The following is a 20105-nucleotide window of genomic DNA, read 5'->3' on the forward strand; positions in this document are numbered from 1 at the left end:
AATGAGAATATCACAATCAGTAATAGCCGAAGAACTGGAATTATTTGAAAGCCGATTCAAGGAGGCTGTCAAAAGCCAGGTGCCCATGCTTGACCGAATTACCAGTTTTATCGTTAAAAGGAAGGGGAAACAGCTGAGACCCATGTTTGTGTTGCTTACGGCCAAATTATGCGGCGGGATCACCGAAAGCACCTACAGGGCCGCATCCCTGGTGGAATTATTGCATACTGCAACACTGGTTCACGATGATGTGGTAGACGAGTCCATGGAAAGGAGGGGTTTTTTTTCTACTTATGCCCTTTGGAAGACAAAAGTTTCGGTACTGATTGGTGATTACCTGCTGGCAAAAGGCCTGTTACTTTCCCTTGACAATAATGATTTCAGGATACTCCAGCTTCTTTCGGAGGCTGTCAGAAGGATGAGCGAAGGTGAATTGTTACAAATTGAGAAATCACGCACCCTCAACCTCGATGAATCTGTATATTTTGAAATAATCAGCAATAAAACGGCTTCGTTGTTGGCCTCGGCCTGTGCAGCAGGGGCTTTTTCAGCCCAATTCAGTGAAGCAGATGCTGAAAAACTGCGGAATTTCGGGGAAAAAGTAGGTATTGCTTTCCAAATCAAGGATGACCTTTTTGATTACGGGTCAGCAGATGTGGGTAAACCGACCGGTAACGATATCAAGGAAAAAAAACTTACCTTACCGCTTATATATACGCTCAACCAGGCCGATAAATCCACCCGAAGGAAAATTATCGCCACCATAAAAAACGACAGCAGGAATTCCGATAAGGTTAAAGAGGTAATCTCAATAGTTACAGCTACCGGCGGTATTCAGTACGCTGCAGATAAAATGAACCAGTACCGCGATGAGGCCTTGGCAATTTTACACGGATTCCCCGAAAGCGAAGCCCGGAATGCCCTTGAAGAACTGGTCAGGTTTACTACCGACCGTAAATATTAATGGCCATGCAGAAGAGATGGAAATTGTTGGAAGCGGCGGAGCCTGAAGTAGAATTCCTGCACCAGAAACTGGGTATCAGCAAATCGATCTGTAAAATCCTTGTACAAAGAGGCATACGCGATTTTGAATCTGCCCGCAATTTTTTCAGGCCCGATCTCGAAAAACTGCACGATCCCATGTTAATGAAAGACATGGATAAAGCAGTTGACAGGATTTTGGATGCCATGCAAAAAAGGGAAAAAATCCTGGTTTTTGGTGATTATGATGTTGATGGCACAACAGCTGTCGCCTCGATGTACCAGTTTTTGCTGGAGGCTTATGAATCAGACCGTATCGATTATTACATACCCCATCGCTACAGGGAAGGTTACGGCGTATCCCAAAAAGGGATCGAATATGCTGCGTCAACAGGAGTCAGCCTGATTATATCCTTGGATTGTGGCATAAAATCAACCGACCTGGTCAGTTATGCCCTGAAACATGGTATAGATTTCATTATCTGCGACCATCATATGCCGGATCCGGTACTGCCACCTGCAACGGCAATTTTAAACCCCAAGCAGGCAGGATGCCAATACCCTTATAAAGACCTTTGCGGATGTGGGGTTGGATTTAAGCTGATTACTGCCCTTTGCCGGAAAATCGGCCTGGGCGATGAACACTACCTCTGCTACCTCGATCTCGTGGCTACTGCTATTGCTGCCGACATTGTTCCACTTACAGGGGAAAACAGGATTTTATCCTATTTCGGTTTGAAAAAGGTAAATGAAAATCCATCCCCAGGAATTAAAGCACTGATTGCGCTGGCAGGCTTAACAGGGCAGCCGATGCAGGCAAATAGCCTCATTTTTGTAATTGCCCCGCGGGTAAATGCCGCGGGAAGAATGGACGATGCCCGTTTGGCAGTACAGCTTTTTATTGAAAAGAATCCAGCGAAACTTACCGGATTTGCCAACCTGCTGCATTCCCACAATGACGACAGGAAAGAAGCCGACCTGCAGATCACAGAAGAAGCCCTGGCCATGATAGTTGCCGACCCGGAATTTGAAAGCAGGAAGTCAACCGTAGTATTCCAACCTCATTGGCATAAAGGTGTTGTTGGCATTGTAGCTTCGAGGCTTATAGACCGCTACTACAGGCCAACCATTGTTCTTACACAAAGCGGAGAAATTGTTGCCGGAAGCGCCCGCAGCGTATCCGGTTTTAACCTTTATGAAGCAGTGCATGCATGCCGTGAACACTTATTGGGTTACGGCGGACATTTTGCCGCTGCTGGAATGACCCTGCTTCCTGAAGAAGTTGAAGCCTTTCGGTCAAAGTTCGAAGCCGTGGTTACCGCCAATATAACAGAAGAACAACTGGTGCCAGAAATCCTGATAGATGGTGAAATTCAATTCACGGAGATTCGTCCTTCGTTTTACAATATCATCCGGCAGATGGAACCATTCGGGCCAGAAAACACTAACCCCCTTTGGCTGGCAAAGGGGGTCAGGAATAATGGTTGGTCACGTATTGTTAAAGACCAGCATATCAAATTCAGCCTGGTACAGGGAAATATAATTTTCTCCGGCATAGGATTCAATATGGCCTCTAAATTCCCCCTGCTGGAAAAGGATATTCCACTTGACGTTTTATTTACCCTCGATGAAAATGACTGGAACGGAAACAGGCACCTTCAGCTTAAGGTTGTTGATTTCCGGGAAAGCGAGGTTTGAATCCTGCGATTCACCATTCAAACTATCCGGCTACCTCCTCTTTTTCGGTCTGCTGTTTTCCCAAAAGCTCCACACTCCTTTCTATAAATGAGGTTAGCGCTGCACCTTTCAGTAAACCCTGCGACAATAAAGCAAGGTCTGCGAGGTTATGCGTCATTTTCTTCTGCTGGTCATCATCTGCCTGTGATAAAATCTGCTGGTATATTGCGTGGTTGCCATTTATGGTAAGCGTAACTTCATCGGGCATACCAGCATAGAAACTACCCATCGGCCCACTTACGGCAGCCATATCTTTCATCCGGCGCATGAACTCCGGACGCGTAGCCACAACTGGTGCTGCGTCCTTGCTTAGTCCTTTCACTTCAACAGTCAGGTGAAGTCCGGCTGCCTGTTGCTCAAATAGTTTTTTCAGTTTCTCTTCCTGTTCTTTCGTCAAAACAGACTCGTTACCCTCCTGCTTATCTACGAGGTTATCTGCAATATCGGCATCTACCCTAATGAAATGGACATCGTTCCATTTCATTTCCATCTGGTTAATAAATGCAGCATCCACAATGGTTTCCAGCTTAACAACCTTATAACCTTTATCAATAGCCGCTTTAATATACGAATCCTGCTGGACAGGCTCGGTGGAATAGATAATTACCTGCTTGCCTTCCTTGTTTTTCTGAAGATCGCCTGTGGCTGTTTTATATTCATCAACAGTATAAAATTGGCTGCCGCTGGCATCCTGCATAATATGGAACTTCAAAGCCTTCTCCAGGAATTTATCGTCAGTCATCATTCCGTACTTCACAAATAATCCCAGGTTCTCCCATTTTTCTTCAAACGCTGCCCTGTCATTATTGAAAATCTCTTCCAGTTTATCAGCAACTTTTTTGGTGATGTGATTATTGATTTTTTTCACATTGGGATCACCCTGCAAATAACTTCGGCTAACGTTGAGCGGTATATCCGGACTATCAATTACCCCCTGCAACAACATCAGGAATTCGGGTACAATATCTTTCACTTCATCTGTAACAAAAACCTGGTTGCTGTACAATTGTATTTTATCTTTCTGTATTTCAAAGCTTTGCTTGATTTTTGGAAAATACAGGATACCCGTCAGGTTAAAGGGATAGTCCACATTCAGGTGAATCCAGAACAACGGTGGTTCGTTAAACGGATAAAGTTCTTTATAAAAAGCCTGGTAGTCTTCTGTGGTTAATTCAGCCGGCTTGCGCGTCCAGGCCGGAGTTGGATTATTTACCTGCTCGCCTTCAAAGAATATAGGCACAGGCAGGAAACGGCAGAACCGGTTCAGCACTGTTTTAATGCGCGAAGGCTCCAGGAATTCACGGCTTTCTTCATTAATAAATAAAACCACGTCAGTTCCCCTCGATTCCTTATCTGTTTCATTGAGGGTATATTCCGGGCTGCCATCACATTCCCACTTAACAGCAGGTGCGTCTTTAAAGCTCCGGGTAACAAGTTCAACTTTATCGCTGACCATAAAAGAGGAATAAAACCCAAGGCCAAAATGGCCAATGATATTATTCTCATTTTGGCCCTTGTATTTATTAAGGAACTCTTCGGCGCCTGAAAATGCAACCTGGTTAATGTATTTATCCACTTCTTCGCCAGTCATACCCACACCTTTATCAGAAATGGTGATGGTTTTTGCTTCGGGGTCAATGGAGACCACGATGGACAGGTCGCCCAGTTCGCCCTTTGCTTCCCCGATAGATGACAGGGTTTTTAATTTCTGGGTGGCGTCTACAGCGTTACTGATAAGTTCCCGCAGGAAAATGTCGTGCTCGCTGTACAGGAATTTCTTAATAATGGGGAAAATGTTTTCCGTTTGTACTCTGATACTACCTTTTTGCATACGTTCTTTTTTTCAGTTTGGCTAACAGCGGGGTGTCAAATCAAGTGCCACAGGGTATTAAAGTCAAAAAAACAGCAAAATTGGCAGAGTACCGGTTCAGGTGGCAGTCTTCACTTGGCGGGTACTTCCCGGCGGGTGAAAAAAACCTTTGAAAGAATGGATTTTCAGCGATTTTAACCTACCTTTGCAGCCCATAATTTTTATTTAATCAAATCAGGGATTCATGAACAACTACGAATTGATGGTGATTTTTACCCCTGTTCTGAGTGAAGAGGACTACAAAGCAGCTCAGAAAAAATTCATTGACCTGGTTACCGCAAACGGTGGCCAATTGGTGAACACTAATCCTTGGGGATTAAAATCACTGGCGTATCCCATCCAGAAAAAAACCACTGGTTTATACTGGGTGATGGATTACAAAGCGCCATCCGACTTCAATGAGAAGCTGAAAATCCAGCTTCTGCGTGACGACAATGTCCTGCGTCACATGTTCACTGCACTCGACAAATACGCCGTCGAGTACAATGCTAAAAAGAGAAGTGGCGTACCAACCGGAACCGAAAAAGTGGAGGCTTAATCATGGCAAAAAATGAAATTAAGTACCTGACCGCTATCAAGACTGAAAAACGCGCGAAGAAATTCTGCCGTTTTAAGAAGTACGGTATCAAGTACGTAGACTACAAAGACGGTGAATTTTTAAAGAAATTCCTGAATGAACAAGGAAAGATGTTGCCGCGTCGTATTACCGGTAACAGCCTGAAATTTCAGCGTAAGGTTGCTGATGCAGTGAAAAAAGCCCGTCAGATGGCTATCCTGCCTTATGTAACCGACCTGTTGAAGTAAATCATTCAAGTAACCACTCCCTAACCCCGCGTAATGGCGGGAGACAGCAACCCGACAATGTTGCTGGGCGCCTGGGAACTTAAACAAGAAAAAATGCAAGTAATTCTCATTCAAGACGTAGATAACCTGGGCGGTGCCAATGAATTGGTTTCCGTAAAAAATGGCTATGCGCGTAACTTCCTCATTCCCAAGAAATTGGCTATTGAGGCTTCTCCATCAAACCTGAAACAGCTCGAAGAGAAACTTAAGGTTAAAAAGAAGAAAGAAGACAAAATGCTGGCTGAAATCAACCAGGTTATTGCCAAATTGCAGGATGGTGCGCTGAAATTGGGCGCTAAAACCGGCACAAGCGGCAAAATATTCGGTAGTGTTACCGCACTGCAGCTCTCCCGCGCTATCCGTGAGCAGAAAGGCTATGAAATTGACCGTAAAAGGATCCATATCACCGACGAGGTGAAGGAACTTGGCCAATACAAAGCTTCAATTGACTTTGGAAACGGGAAAAGCACTGAAGTTGAATTCGAGGTGGCAGCTGAATAAGCCCCCCTTAACTAATAATATAAAAAACCCCGAAAATTTCGGGGTTTTTTATATTATTTGAATTTGTATGTTTCAAAACAAATTTATTATCTTCGTTGCGGTTCCTTAATGATCTTTACAGTTTCAGACTTCCCAGAGCGTTTCAAAGTAAATGTAAATCATCTGGTTTTTCGTTACACTGTTCTTCATTATGGGTTATTTATTGGTTTTAAAAAATTAGAAAATGAACATTTACGTTGGCAATCTCAGTTGGGATCTCACTGAGCAGGATCTGTTGGAAATGTTCGCCCCTTATGGCGAAGTTATTTCAGCAAAAATCGTTACAGACAAATTCAACAACAATCGCAGCAAAGGTTTCGGTTTCGTAGAAATGGCTGATGCAGAAGCTGGTAATGCAGCTATTGCAGCGCTTCACGGAACTGAAGTTCAGGGCCGCAGCATTGTTGTGAACGAATCACAACCTCGCGAAGGCGGTTCAGGTGGTGGTGGATTCAAGAAGAAAAGCTTCGGTGGCGGCGGCGGCGGTAGTCGTGGCGGTTACGGTGGCGGCGGCGGCGGAAGTCGCGGCGGTAGCGGTTATGGCGGTGGCGGCGGCAACCGTAGTGGCGGTGGCGGTTACGGCGGCGGTGGCAGTCGTGGCGGTTACGGCGGTGGCGGTCGTGATTATTAATCATTGACGCAAATTCCCAAACATACAGGTCTGGCAACGCCAGACCTTTTTTGTTATTTCCCGGCATGGATAGAATACCAGAAATAATTACCGGCTGCATGAAATGGGGTTTATGGGGTGCTGCATTCAATACACAGCAATACCTTGAGGCTATCACCAGGAGTATAGAACTTGGAGCTAACTGTTTTGATCACGCCGATATTTATGGTGATTATACCACTGAAGCTGAATTTGGCACTGCACTTGCCCACCAACCTGCGTTGCGGGATAAGATGATCCTCATCTCTAAATGCGGTATCCGGATGATCAGCGAAAACAGGCCGGAACATCGTGTAAAGTCTTACAATACCTCCCGCGAACATATTATCACATCTGCTGAGCGCTCACTTAAAAACCTGCAGACCGATCGCCTTGATTACTTATTGATCCATCGTCCGGATCCTTTAATGCATGCTGATGAAATTGCAGAAGCCATTGAGCTATTGAAAAAACAGGGCAAAGTGCTGCAATTCGGAGTATCCAATTTCTCTGTCACACAAACGGCTTTAATACAGTCAAGAACTCCAGTTACTATCAACCAGGTTCAGGCTTCAATTGTACACCTGCATCCGTTTACTGATGGAACTTTTGATCAATGCCAGCAATTCGGCATAATACCCATGGCCTGGTCTCCCGTCGGTGGAGGAAATATATTTAGCGCATATGATGAGAGGAGTTTAAGGATCCTGGAAATTGCCAATGCATTGTCACCAAAATATGCACTAGGCCCTGACCAGATTTTACTGAGCTGGCTAATTACGCATCCATCAGGAATTCGTCCGGTAATAGGAACCGCAAAAATGGAAAGGATCTCTGCTGCAGTTATTGCTGCAGAAACAAAACTTGACCGGGAAGACTGGTTCTTATTATGGTCAGCCTCAACAGGTGTACCAGTTCCTTAATCGACAATTATTATTCCCATTCCCATGCATCATCATTGATGAGTTCTGCTACCAGTGCAGTCCATCCCGTCTGATGGGATGCGCCTACACCCCTTGAATTTTCACCATGAAAATATTCATAGAACAACACCAGGTCCACATTTTCAGGGCGACGATAAAATTCAGCATGGTCCTTGTGTACAGGCCTGTTACCCATGCTATCTTTCCTGAAAATACTGATAACGCGTTTGGATAATTCATTACTTATTTCACCAAGGTTCATCCAGTTACCCGATCCGGTTGGAAATTCCATTTTAAACTGGTCGCCATAAAACTGGTGGTATTTTTTGAGTGACTTAATTATCAGGTAATTTATTGGCAACCAGACAGGGCCCCTCCAATTGGAATTTCCACCGAACATATTCGTTGTGGATTCGGCCGGGTCATAACCGATGTCAAAATTTTTATCACCATAGCTATAGTGCCTGGGATGCTCAAGATGGTATTTCGATAACGCACGTATGCCACCCGGAGCAAGGAACTCATTCTCATCAAATAGTGTCTTCAGTATTTTTTCAAGTTTTACCTTATGGATCAGCGTTAGTAAAACCGCCTTATCCCCTTTTCTCTCCTCATTTGGCAGAAAACGGCCCCTCACTTTCCTGTTCTCCTTAAACCATTCCGTACGTCTTTCAAAGTCTTTCAGGGCCGACAAAGTTTCACCCGAAATGACAGACACCCCGAATAAAACACTAAGTCCAACAACAGACCTTACCTGGATGGGAAATAAACCACCCCCCGGATCGATCAGTACATCATAAAAAAAGTCATCTTCCATATGCCAGAGATGTGCCTCATTAAGGGATGCGGAAATGAGCGCGAAATGCTCATAAAATTTAGTGGCCACGTCTTCGAAAGTGCGATCAGTTTTGGCTATCTCCAGGGCAATATCCAGCATATTCAGGGCATACATGGCCATCCAGCTGGTGCCATCCACCTGCTCAAGCGTATACCCTTCCGGTATCTCATTCCGGTTAATTACGCCGATATTATCCAATCCAAGGAAGCCTCCTTCAAAGATATTATTACCATCTTTATCTTTTCGGTTAACCCACCATGTGAAATTGATGAGCAGCTTCTGAAAAACCCTTTTAAGGAAGTCAACATCGGCCCTTCCATGAACGGTTTTTTCTATCCTGTAAATATTCAGGCTGGACCAGGCATGAACTGGTGGATTAACATCCGAGAAATTCCATTCATAGGCAGGTAGCTGGCCCATCGGATTCATATACCATTCCCTCATTAATAAAATCATCTGGTGTTTTGCAAAAACCGGGTCCACAAATGCCATAGTAATACAGTGAAAAGCCAAATCCCAGGAAGCATACCAGGGGTACTCCCAGGTATCCGGCATCAGAATTATATCGCGGTTATTCAAAAAACCCCATTCATTGTTCCGGCCAGACTTTCTTTCCGGAGGAGGAGGTGGCATGGATTTATCACCATTCAGCCATTCATCGACATCGTAATAATAAAACTGCTTACTCCATAACAGGCCAGCAATAGCCTGGTTCATAATTGCAGCCAGGTCAGTATCTGCATTTAAGGGTGCGATGCACTTACCGAATTCATTCTTTTCAAGGATACGTTTCTCGAAAATTTTTCCCGGATCCTCCAGTGGAGAACCAGTAACCGGTTCATTGGACAATCTCAGGTAAATCTCTTCTTTACCGCCACCACGCACATTCAACCTGTAAACAGGAGAAGCCTTGGTGCCTTCCGTTTTTCCTTGCAATAAATCAGTGTTGCCACCAGCTATCACTTCATGAAATGCATCTTTTACATAGGGATGCGGATTGGGAATCCCATATAATTTCTGCTGGTTAGTTTCATTTTCCGTGAATAGAACAATATCGGCAGGCTGGTTAAAATACAATTGGTAATTACTGAGGTGCGGATGCTTTACGGAAATATATTCACCAAACTGGTTTTTTCCCAGCTTCAGAAGTGGCTTTTCAACATTCGGGTGAAAAGACCAGTTGTTCCTGAACCATAAGGTAGGCATCAACGTTAGTTCAGCGGTATCGGCTCCCCGGTTGATCACGGTAATGCGGATCATTATGTCTTCAGTCGCTAACTTGGCATATTCGGTGTATATATCGAAATACCGGTTATGCTCAAATATTCCGGTATCCAGCAATTCATATTCAGGTTCACTTTTACCACGATGTTGGTTTACCCTTACCAGTTCATCATAGGGATAAGCATCCTGCGGATATTTATACAACATCCGCATATAACTATGGGTAGGTGTATTATCCAGGAAATAATACAATTCCTTGCAGTCTTCCCCATGATTTCCCTCTGCATTAGTCAACCCGAACATTCTTTCTTTCAGGATGGGGTCCTTATGGTTCCAGAGAGCCAGGGCAAAACAGAGGTACTGGTTATAATCTGATATACCGGCAATGCCATCTTCCCCCCAGCGATAAGCTTTTGACCTTGCATGGTCGTGTGAAAGGTAATTCCAGGCATCCCCATCAGCACTATAGTCCTCACGAACTGTACCCCATTGCCGTTCACTCAGGTAGGGCCCCCAAAGTTCGAGCGGCGTAGTTTTCCTGGCATTCTCGTCAAGCCGCTTCTGTTCATCTGTATGGAAAAGGTTTTCTTTCATGTACTTTATTTGCCGGTTAAAATAAAAACTGGTAGCGGCCGGGCAATATATTGCAATCGAACCGCCTGCCAAATATTAATTCCCCATCGATCTGGGCAGCAACAGTCACTGCCGTTTCAACTGTAACTGATTGAACAGCCTGGTGATGAATAAATGGAAGTTGCAGGTGACTGCCCTTCCTGATGGAAGGAAGTGCAAAGAGTCGTTTAAGTCGCGAAAGAGGCTGGCAGGTAATTAAATTAAGTTTCCCATCACAGGAGTCAGCCATGGGTGAAACCACAAACCCGCCGCCGGTAGCAGGGGCATTACTTAACAAAACCAGCAGCAGCCTGCCACAAATTGTCGGTTGATGGTCCACGTGAATAGTATATTCGGGCTCAATAAAAGAGAATATATTTTTTATGATGGCAGTATAATAGCCCAGGAAGCTACCCATCCACCGGATGGTATTCATATTTTTAAGCACCTGCCCATCGAAACCGATACCGACGGTATTAACAAAGAGCTGGCCGTTACAGATGCCTGCATCAACGGGCCTTGGGGATGCATTTAAAATAATATTGACCATTTCTTCCGTTGAAGCAGCGCCATAGAGGTGCGTGGCAAAGTCGTTACCTGTTCCTCCCTTAAAGAGGGCGAGTGGCAGGTTCGCCTGTGGGAAATGATTAATGAAATAATTAAGGGTGCCATCGCCACCTATGAGCCAGACAGCTGAGAATTTTGAATAATCAATCGGCCATTCATTTGTAAATGCCTGGTAAGGAATCGCTTTTGCATTTAGCAAGGTGATGATGGAACGGAGGATCTTACCGGATTTGTTTTTTCCGGCCCTGGGGTTCAAGAGTATGCCGATGGGCAAATGCAAATGCTTTTAGTATTTCCCGGTAAGCTACTATATTTTATATTTTCTTTCATCAGGCTAAATACCAAAGCCGAACCAGAACCAGGATATCCCGTACGATAGTCCGCCATTGCTGATTAATGTACCGTTAAAAATCTGTTCGCCCGTAAAGTGTGGGGTGCAACGCGGGAACCTATTTTTTGACCGAGGGCTTCACCTTCCATGCATTGGGTTTGCTTTGATCAATGAGTTTACCCGCAATTTGATTCCAGCCGAATGCCGAATTCTAAAGCCCACCCGAAGCAATACAAACAGCAGATCCTAAACGTTTAATCACTTTTTAATCCCTGGCATATTCCGGGCTATTAATGTTATAAGGAGGCCGTACGGAAAACTGCGTACTATTCTGAATACCGAAAGTTTTGATCTCCCCCCATCCCGGAGAATCACAAAAGCCAATGAAAGTTGGTCCATCAAATGGAGCCGTAAACCCGTATTGGCCTGGCAGGGTTCCTGGTGTAACGGGAAATAGCGCATCGGCAATGCCATCATTGGCCTTGCTTTGTAAAACAGCCCATGCTGCACTATTGAAATTCATGAAGATTTAGCATTGCCATCAGGTATCGCAGCAAGCGATTGAATATTCAGGCTTTACATGTAATCCTGTACAGGTTGTGTGTAAAAAATGATGTGCAGGGATATTATCGGAGTGGATTATAATTGACAAATACTGAATCTGCGAAAGGTGTGTTTCCCGGTACCTTTTGAATCCACCATAACGAAATTGCTTTCGGCCTGCTGCTCGTATTTCCTGGTATATAATAATAGCCTGAGTCCCTTTGAAGGGAAATGGTGCCATTAAATGCCTTTTCCAAATTTCCCCCGGAGTTCACAAAGACACTGACAATATTTTCTGGCAGGAAATCCTGAAACTGATCAAAAGAAGGCGACCAACACCAGTATAATGAATCTTCGCCAGGCCCTCCAGAATATGGATAGGCCTCCCAGCCTTCAGATTTATAACTAATGGTTTTTATCGAATCCCGGTTAACTGCCGTTGTATCTGTAACCTGCACACCAGTATCGGAATTGTTCACCATAGAAGATTCTTTGGAACATCCCCATATGACCAGCAATATGGTGGTGATAAGCAATGCATTATTTTTCATGGCGGAGCATTTACCTGGCAGAAAATTACGGGATCAAATGCCAGCAACAATCACCAAATCTATTAAGCACATCATCCGGCGACAGTCAATTATTAAAGAAGTTAAACTTCATCTAAACCGGAATTTCGTTGTTAATCGAAAAACCATGCAGTTCATCATTTTGAGGGCCTGCAGCTTTAATTAGTGCACCCAAATCGTTAAATTGTAGTAACACCCAGATTATGGAAAGGTATAAGGAGAATCCCTTTGTGTTTTCGCCAAAATACAGGCTGTTGCGTCATGTTGTTTTCTGGATTACCCATATTTTGATTTTCTCCTTCCTTTTCAAATTGCCTGAACTGTCTTATTGGAAGATGCACCTGCTGTCAACTTTATGGGTGCCGGCATTTATCCTGTATAGTTACCCTGTCATGTATTGGTTCATCCCGGGTTTCCTGCTCAAAGAAAAATACCCGGCCTTCGTGGCCATTCTGATCTGCTGGTCAATATTCGGCTACTTCCTTAACTACCTTTTCAGAAGTTATATACTATTCCCTGTTTCGGATTACTTAGATAATCCCTCTATTTCAAGGAATCCATGGGCTGCAGGCAGCTTCCTGTCGATGAATGTGATGGCGGGCTTTGGATCAATGATCGTACTTTTTAAATACTGGTTTCAGAAACAAAAGGAATTTCTTTCCGCGGAAAAAGAAAAAGCAAATGCAGAATTGCAATTGCTGAAAGCACAGGTTCATCCCCATTTCCTGTTGAACACCCTGAACAACATCTATTCCTTTTCCCTGCAAAGTTCAGAGAAAACGCCTAAAATGGTACTTGACCTGACATCTTTGCTTGGTTACATCCTGTATGAGTGCAGGGCAAACGAGGTATTGCTGGAAAAAGAATTGAATATAATGAAGAATTATATTGACCTGGAAAAAGAACGCTACGCCAACAAACTGGAAATATCCGTTAATATCGAAGGGGATATCCGGCATAAATTCATTGCCCCCCTGCTCCTGTTACCCTTCCTTGAGAATGCATTTAAACATGGCACTTCAGAAGTCCTCGAAGCCCCCTGGTTAAGTATGGATATTGCAGTCAAAAACAATACCCTTCTGTGTAAAATTGTTAACAGCAAAAATGAGATGACGAATGCTGGCAAGCAAGGTATTGGTATCGGCAATGTGCAGAAAAGGCTTCAATATTTATATCCCGGCAAACATGAACTGAAACTGTCAGATGAAGGGGATTTCTTCGTAGTAGCATTATCCATTGACCTGTCTGCCGGTACATCCGGACCAGTTATCAGTCAAAATCCCATTGATCATCATCTTCAAAATTTACCCGTATGAAAATTAAATGTTTACTGATAGATGATGAACCGCCTGCATTAAAAATCCTGCAAAACTATATTTCCAATGTGAAGGGATTCGAGATTGTTGGTATGTGCAAGAATGCTATTGAAGCCCTTGATGTGATTCACGACAAAACGGTTGACCTTATCTTCCTGGATATAAAGATGCCTAAGTTATTAGGTACTGAATTTATAAAAAGCCTTGCCGTTCCGCCTATGTTCATTTTTGTTACGGCATACCGGGACTATGCCGCGGACAGTTATGAACTGGATGCCGTTGATTACCTGGTAAAGCCGGTATCATTTGAGCGTTTTATGAAATCCATATCCAGGGTTAAAAAACTGATGGGGCATACAATACAGGAGCAAACCCACACTTATTCGGAAAACCCCGCAGCCTTTGTATACCTGAAGGTGGATAAAAACATGCAGAAGATTTTAATTAACGAAATCCAATATATCGAAAGCTGGCGCGATTATGTAAAAGTATATTTAACCACCGGTAAAACTTTCCTGGTCAGGCAATCCATCAGTTCAATAGAAAACCTCTTATCAGAACACAGCTTCCTTCGGGTGCACCGATCCTATATGGTTTCCATCAAAAAGATTTCAGGATATAACCATGCAACTGTCCAGTTAGGATCACTAGAGATTCCAATCGGCCGCTTATATAAGCAACATGTGCTGGATGTGATAAATACCCGCTAAATAATAATCAGTTGAAGCCAATCCTTATACCCAGCTGTGCAATCCAATATGCGCTGCTACCGGGCGCTGTACTGGTCTGGATACCATAAACCCTGGTATCGACGGGATTGAACTGGTATTGGGGTGTCAGGTTATTCGGGTCAGCGTATCCTGCAAATGTGATCAGCGGATAATTATCGAATGCCAGGTAATATGTCCTGCCCCAGTTTTTATTCAGCATATTAGTGAAATTAAATACATCGAAAATAACACTGACCATTGTTCCATTTTTGCGGATAGGAAACCTGAAATCCTGTTGTATCCTGATATCCACAATATTTGAAAAAGGCAAGCGAGCCCCGTTCCTGGCAGCAAATTCCCCCCTGTGTTTATTCAGGTAAATATCCTGTTCAATGAATTGATTTAATAAAAATTTCTGCTGTTGGCCGGAATAAGTAATCCCATTAACGGTATTGTCAATGAAGATCATTTTATCCAAATCAGCAGGAGTGGGTATATAAATAAGGTCAAAATTCGTTTGATGGTTATCGTTGATCATTGAGCCGGCATATACATAACTATATGGTTGTCCTGATTGCCCATTATAAAATATGGTGAAAGAAGTTGCCATGCGGTTATGGTCATACTGTATTTTCTTTATGAGGCAACTGTAAATGCGGTGGCCCAAATCCATATCTGAAACCGACCTGGCAGTGTAGTTTTTACCATTTACCGTTTCGCTTTGTCCCCATTGTGTATCAATAGGACCAGCTGTAGCGGTTGGTTCAAACAAGGCCATAGAACGGCCGTAACTGTATCCAACCATCCAGGTAAAATCATGCCTGAAAGTTTTTTCAAGGTTGGCTGATACATTATAGGAATATCCTTCAGGACCATGATTGTTAGACAGCAAATGAATGCTGGTATAAGGATTGCTGCCATCCGGCAATAATGGGATCAGGCCTGTTTCTGTATTTACAGCATACACCCATCTTTGGCCAGGAGCAGCCGATTGCCGGGTTGGGGGAAGCAGGTTAATATTTGTGATTGTCCATTCCCGGATATTCCTGCTATACAGGAATGCGGTTGTAAAGGCCCAGCCCCCTGACCATTTCTTTTCAAACGCAAGGGAGGTACGGAATACAGCCGGATATTTGAAATGACGCGCCACCAGTACAGGACTTCCCTTGGCTGTTTCGGAAGATAGTCCGAGTGATGCATAATCTGGTTGCGCATAAGGATCAGGCACGAAATGCAGGTTATAGTTTTGCGGCCTGATATCTAAATTACCCAAGGCTGAATTATAGATACCTGATGCCCATAAATTCAGGATATGCCCGGTAAAGAACCCTGCGCCGCCTTGTATAGTTATTTTCCGGTCAGGCATGCGGAAGTTGAAGCCGATTCTCGGGTTAACCTGGTAGTCGGGTTGCATGGTTGTGCCTGACCTGGCCCCTTCGGGATCATAGTATTGCGAAATAATATTAATTGCAGTATCATTAAAGAAATTGTCTGCCGGATATGATTTAGGCAGGGCGTTGGCGTCAATCCTGAGCCCTAAATTAACATGCAGGTTATTACTTATGGAAATTTCATCATTGAGAAAAAATCCTGCCCTGCGGGTGGTGTAGCCTGATCCTGTGACTGCTGTTTCCGATTTAGGATAACTACCAGGTATAAACGACCTGTTATACCTTGACGGATAAGCATTGATTAAAAAATCATTCAGGTTCCGGAACTGGTAAGCACCAAAATAAGCCGGGATGACCAGGTCATTAATATCCGTGAAGTCCAGGTCCAACCCGGTAGCCAGCAAATGCCTGCCCATTACTATTTTCACGGTATTCAGGATAGCGAGGTCGGAAGCTTTAAATAAGCTAAACTGGGATGCGGCATGACTGCCAAAAAAAATCCTGCCCGGACCATCGGCTATGGTTACCTGCGGAAACGCTTCTCCAAGCGGCGCCCGGTCATCTTGTTCATTCGTATAAGCAATGAGCAGGCGATTAGTTACATCATGACCGAAATAGTGTCTCCATTCAAGGGAAGCGGCATGGGTGCGTGCTGGTACAATGAATCCGTTATTTTCAAAGGCAACAAGGTTAGTGCCGCTTTGCCTGTGGGTTGTTTTTTCAGCCAGGTTGAACCGGTATGAAAAGGTGAATTTATCCATTTGGGAAAGGTTCCAGTCAATTTTTAATAAAGTCCTTGTAGCGTTTACCGCTTCATTTGCAACCGTGTAACTACCGGGATCATAGTAATAACGTTGCTTTAATGTATCAGCAAGTGCCTGGAGCTGAAAGGCATTGGTTAGTCCATGGTAAGCTGACATATCAAATGACTGGGGATTTGATTCCAGTTGTCTTTCAATGGAAAGGAAATAGAAGAGTTTATTTTTCAGGATGGGGCCACTGGTCCAAATACCGGCAGTCTGGTTGAAGAAGGGTGAAAGTTTCGGGGACATGCCAGCAAGGTCTTCGTTGCGGAAATAATACCAGGCTGCAGCCTTTGGGGAATTGCTGCCAGACCTTGTGATGGCATTAATACTGCCACCCGTAAAATTGCTGTACTGCACATCATAAGGAGCCAATAAAACCCGGATTTCTTCCAGTGCTTCCATTGCAATTGGAGGAGTATTAGTCTGTCCCCCGCTGGTGCCGCTTAAAGCAATCCCCAGGATATCGTTATTATTAGCGCCGTCAATAAAAAATGCGTTGAACCTGTTATTTTGGCCAGCCAGGGAGATCATACCATCACCATTTACTTTGGATTGTGGAACCATTCGAATATAATCCTGCAGGTTGCGGGATATGGAAGGTAAGGCAGCCATCAGATTTTGTGAGATAGTCAATTCAGTACCGGGGGCATTCCCGGACCTGGGAGGTGCGGTAACCACTGCTTCGGGGAGTTGGGTTGGATTTTTGTACAGCACATATTCAAAAAGTTCACCAGAGCCCTGTTCAAAGAAGTGGCTGGTGGAATTGAATGCCAGGAACAGGTTTGATTTTTTTAATGGTTCAAAGCCGACAAAACTTATAATAATTGTGTAGGGGCCACCAGGCCGCAGATCGGCCAGAAAGAACTGACCATCATTACGTGTTTGTGTAACAAAGGTATTGTTGGTGGTTTCGTTGATAATTGTAACGGAAGCGCCCGGTAGGGGTTCAAGCAAGCCTGATTTGACCCTTCCGGTCAATTGGCTATTTGTTTCCTGGGAAAGGCAAAAAGCAGGAAGCAGTAAGAACAGGAAGGGGCCAACCAGCGAAGCGGGGGGAAGAAACAATTTCCTTTTACAAGAATCCGGTTTCATGGAAAGGCTGGTTCGGGGAATAACCTTAAGCTAAAAAAAAGATCTGGAAAAAGGAGGGTAATTCAGTGTATTTCATCGGTAAAAACAATGTTTCGTCGAAAAACCACTTATTGGGAATATTGGGAGATAGGTACAATAAAAAAGCCTCACGATAAACGTGAGGCTTTTAAAGAATATGGCACCTACCTACTCTCCCGCCTGGTATAGCAGTACCATCGGCCATGAGGGGCTTAACTTCTCTGTTCGGTATGGGAAGAGGTGAACACCCTCGGCATAAGCACCATAAGAATATTGTGGACTGGTCCACTTAATAAGATAACATATTGGGAGTTGTAATAGAGGGAGTAACGTGATTATTCCCTATACTTAATAAAAAATATAAAAAATTAAAGCTTACGGGCAATTAGTACTACTCGGCTTTGATGTTACCACCTTTACACCTGTAGCCTATCAACGTCATAGTCTCTGACGACCCTTAAAAGAAAACTCATCTTAAGGTTGGTTTCACGCTTAGATGCTTTCAGCGTTTATCCTTTCCGTACATAGCTACTCGGCATTGCACCTGGCGGCACAACCGATACACCAGCGGTACGTACGACCCGGTCCTCTCGTACTAAGGTCATGTCCTCTCAATTTTCTAACGCCCATCACAGATAGGGACCGAACTGTCTTGCGACGTTCTGAACCCAGTTCACGTGCCACTTTAATCGGCGAACAGCCGAACCCTTGGGACCTTCTCCAGCCCCAGGATGTGACGAACCGACATCGAGGTGCCAAACCTCACCGTCGATATGAGCTCTTGGGTGAGATCAGCCTGTTATCCCCAGAGTACCTTTTATCCTTTGAGCGATGGCCCTTCCATACAGAACCACCGGATCACTTTAGCCTGCTTTCGCACCTGATCGACTTGTATGTCTCACAGTCAAGCACCCTTATACTAATGCGCTCTGCGTACGATTACCAACCGTACTGAGGGTACCTTTGCGAGCCTCCGTTACTTTTTAGGAGGCGACCACCCCAGTCAAACTACCCACCATGCAATGTCCCCCGTCAGGGGTTAGGTTCTAAGCAACAAGAGGTTGGTATTTCAACGATGACTCCACAACACCTGGCGATGCTGCTTCATAGTCTCCCAACTATCCTACACACTTGTGGCTCAAAATCAATGCAAAGTTGTAGTGAAGGTTCATGGGGTCTTTCCGTCCCGTGACGGGTAACCGGCATCTTCACCGATACTACAATTTCACCGGGCTCGTGGAGGAGACAGTGTTCAACTCATTAGACCATTCGTGCAGGTCGGAACTTACCCGACAAGGAATTTCGCTACCTTAGGACCGTTATAGTTACGGCCGCCGTTTACTGGGGCTTCAGTCAGAAGCTTTGGCTTGCGCCGAACATCCTTCCTTAACCTTCCAGCACCGGGCAGGTATCAGGCTCTATACGTCATCTTACGATTTTGCAGGGCCCTGTGTTTTTGTTAAACAGTTGGTTGAACCATTTTACTGAGACCATATTGCTATGGTACGCTTTATCCCGAAGTTACAGCGTCAATTTGCCTAGTTCCTTCTCCACGGCTCACCCGAGCGCCTTAGAATATTCATCTCGACTACCTGTGTCGGTTTACGGTACGGGCCGCATTAGCCTAACCTTAGAGGTTTTTCTCGGTGGTATGTTTAGGATCACTATCTCGCCGGCCGAAGCTTTTGAGTACTATCACCTTCGACATTCTCTGCGGATTTTCCTACAGAAAATATATCTACTGGCTTTAACGCAGTATTCCGTCACTGCGCGGATCTTTCACGACCACGTCACCCCATCGAAACTAATGCGGGTAATGGAATATTAACCATTTTGCCATCAGCTACCCCTTTCGGGTTTGCCTAAGGACCCGACTAACCCTGATCCGATTAACGTTGATCAGGAACCCTTAGTCTTACGGCGAACAAGTTTTTCACTTGTTTTATCGTTACTTATGCCTACATTTTCTTTTCTAATCGCTCCAGCATACGTCACCATACACCTTCGCAGCAATTAGAATGCTCCCCTACCACTCCATACAAGTATGGAATTTAGAACTTCGGTTCGTAGTTTGATGCCCGATCATTTTCCGTGCAGAGTCTCTCGACCAGTGAGCTGTTACGCACTCTTTAAATGAATGGCTGCTTCCAAGCCAACATCCTGGCTGTTTTAGAAACTCCACCTCGTTTGTTCAACTTAACTACGTATTAGGGACCTTAGTTGCTAATCTGGGTTATTTCCCTCTCGGCCATGGACCTTAGCGCCCACAGCCTCACTGCCGCAGATATTTATTAGCATTCGGAGTTTGTCAGGGTTTGGTAGGCGGTGAAGCCCCCTAGCCCAATCAGTAGCTCTACCTCTAATAAACTTCTATATGCGACGCTGTTCCTAAAAACATTTCGGGGAGAACGAGCTATCTCTCAGTTTGATTGGCCTTTCACCCCTATCCACAGGTCATCCCATAACTTTTCAACGTTAATGAGTTCGGTCCTCCAGTGTGTGTTACCACACCTTCAACCTGCCCATGGATAGATCACAAAGTTTC

15 protein-coding genes and 2 rRNA genes (1 of these 17 running past the window's edge) are annotated in these 20105 nt (G+C 44.4%); 9 read left to right on the forward strand and 8 right to left on the reverse strand.

What is annotated here, in order from left to right; all coding sequences use genetic code 11:
• Position 1: 1 nt before the first annotated feature.
• Complete coding sequence (locus LAQ65_RS09145; RefSeq protein WP_224116650.1) at positions 2–964, forward strand: polyprenyl synthetase family protein; 963 nt, start codon at positions 2–4, stop codon at positions 962–964.
• 5 nt (positions 965–969) lie between these two features.
• The gene (gene recJ / locus LAQ65_RS09150) at positions 970–2679 is read left to right on the forward strand and encodes a single-stranded-DNA-specific exonuclease RecJ (protein WP_224116651.1); all 1710 of its coding nucleotides are present in this window, start codon (positions 970–972) and stop codon (positions 2677–2679) included.
• 22 nt (positions 2680–2701) lie between these two features.
• Here recJ and htpG read toward each other — a convergent pair whose 3' ends face one another.
• A complete protein-coding gene (gene htpG / locus LAQ65_RS09155) occupies positions 2702–4549 on the reverse strand; it encodes a molecular chaperone HtpG (RefSeq protein WP_224116652.1) in 1848 nt (615 codons plus the stop codon).
• 223 nt (positions 4550–4772) lie between these two features.
• Here htpG and rpsF point away from each other — a divergent pair, with 223 nt between their 5' ends.
• From rpsF to LAQ65_RS09180, 5 genes are all read left to right on the forward strand, one after another.
• Positions 4773–5126, forward strand: coding sequence for a 30S ribosomal protein S6 (gene rpsF / locus LAQ65_RS09160; protein WP_224116653.1), 354 nt, complete (start codon positions 4773–4775; stop codon positions 5124–5126).
• Positions 5127–5128: 2 nt separating this feature from the next.
• A complete protein-coding gene (gene rpsR / locus LAQ65_RS09165; protein ID WP_039144160.1) occupies positions 5129–5392 on the forward strand; it encodes a 30S ribosomal protein S18 in 264 nt (87 codons plus the stop codon).
• A 93-nt stretch (positions 5393–5485) separates the two neighbouring features.
• Entirely contained in the window at positions 5486–5932 is a 447-nt protein-coding gene (gene rplI, locus LAQ65_RS09170) for a 50S ribosomal protein L9 (RefSeq protein WP_224116654.1), read from the forward strand.
• Positions 5933–6155: 223 nt separating this feature from the next.
• Complete coding sequence (locus LAQ65_RS09175; protein WP_224116655.1) at positions 6156–6602, forward strand: RNA recognition motif domain-containing protein; 447 nt, start codon at positions 6156–6158, stop codon at positions 6600–6602.
• A gap of 65 nt (positions 6603–6667) precedes the next feature.
• Positions 6668–7543 (forward strand): aldo/keto reductase, encoded by an 876-nt coding sequence (locus tag LAQ65_RS09180; protein WP_224116656.1) that lies wholly within the window; start codon positions 6668–6670, stop codon positions 7541–7543.
• A 10-nt stretch (positions 7544–7553) separates the two neighbouring features.
• Here LAQ65_RS09180 and LAQ65_RS09185 read toward each other — a convergent pair whose 3' ends face one another.
• From LAQ65_RS09185 to LAQ65_RS09200, 4 genes are all read right to left on the reverse strand, one after another.
• Positions 7554–10199 (reverse strand): MGH1-like glycoside hydrolase domain-containing protein, encoded by a 2646-nt coding sequence (locus LAQ65_RS09185; RefSeq protein WP_224116657.1) that lies wholly within the window; start codon positions 10197–10199, stop codon positions 7554–7556.
• A gap of 16 nt (positions 10200–10215) precedes the next feature.
• Entirely contained in the window at positions 10216–11058 is an 843-nt protein-coding gene (locus LAQ65_RS09190) for a diacylglycerol/lipid kinase family protein (protein WP_224116658.1), read from the reverse strand.
• A 322-nt stretch (positions 11059–11380) separates the two neighbouring features.
• Positions 11381–11638, reverse strand: coding sequence for a hypothetical protein (locus tag LAQ65_RS09195; RefSeq protein ID WP_224116659.1), 258 nt, complete (start codon positions 11636–11638; stop codon positions 11381–11383).
• A gap of 103 nt (positions 11639–11741) precedes the next feature.
• On the reverse strand, positions 11742–12209 hold the full coding sequence (locus LAQ65_RS09200; protein WP_224116660.1) for a hypothetical protein: 468 nt from the start codon (positions 12207–12209) through the stop codon (positions 11742–11744).
• 221 nt (positions 12210–12430) lie between these two features.
• Here LAQ65_RS09200 and LAQ65_RS09205 point away from each other — a divergent pair, with 221 nt between their 5' ends.
• Together LAQ65_RS09205 and LAQ65_RS09210 are read left to right on the forward strand one after the other, a co-directional pair.
• Positions 12431–13543 (forward strand): sensor histidine kinase, encoded by a 1113-nt coding sequence (locus LAQ65_RS09205; RefSeq protein ID WP_224116661.1) that lies wholly within the window; start codon positions 12431–12433, stop codon positions 13541–13543.
• Positions 13540–14253 carry a LytR/AlgR family response regulator transcription factor gene (locus LAQ65_RS09210; protein WP_224116662.1) on the forward strand — a complete coding sequence of 238 codons (714 nt, stop codon included), beginning with the start codon at positions 13540–13542 and terminating at the stop codon, positions 14251–14253. Before LAQ65_RS09205 ends, LAQ65_RS09210 begins: the two co-directional genes overlap by 4 nt.
• Positions 14254–14260: 7 nt before the next feature.
• Here the strand turns inward: LAQ65_RS09210 and LAQ65_RS09215 are convergent, their stop codons facing one another.
• From LAQ65_RS09215 to LAQ65_RS09225, 3 genes are all read right to left on the reverse strand, one after another.
• Positions 14261–17542, reverse strand: coding sequence for a TonB-dependent receptor (locus tag LAQ65_RS09215; protein ID WP_224116663.1), 3282 nt, complete (start codon positions 17540–17542; stop codon positions 14261–14263).
• A 173-nt stretch (positions 17543–17715) separates the two neighbouring features.
• Positions 17716–17827, reverse strand: a 5S ribosomal RNA gene (gene rrf, locus LAQ65_RS09220).
• Between the two features lie 98 nt (positions 17828–17925).
• Positions 17926–20105, reverse strand: a 23S ribosomal RNA gene (locus LAQ65_RS09225) (it continues 694 nt past the right edge of the window).

The organism is Flavihumibacter profundi (assembly GCF_020076305.1).
Taxonomy (GTDB): domain Bacteria; phylum Bacteroidota; class Bacteroidia; order Chitinophagales; family Chitinophagaceae; genus Flavihumibacter; species Flavihumibacter profundi.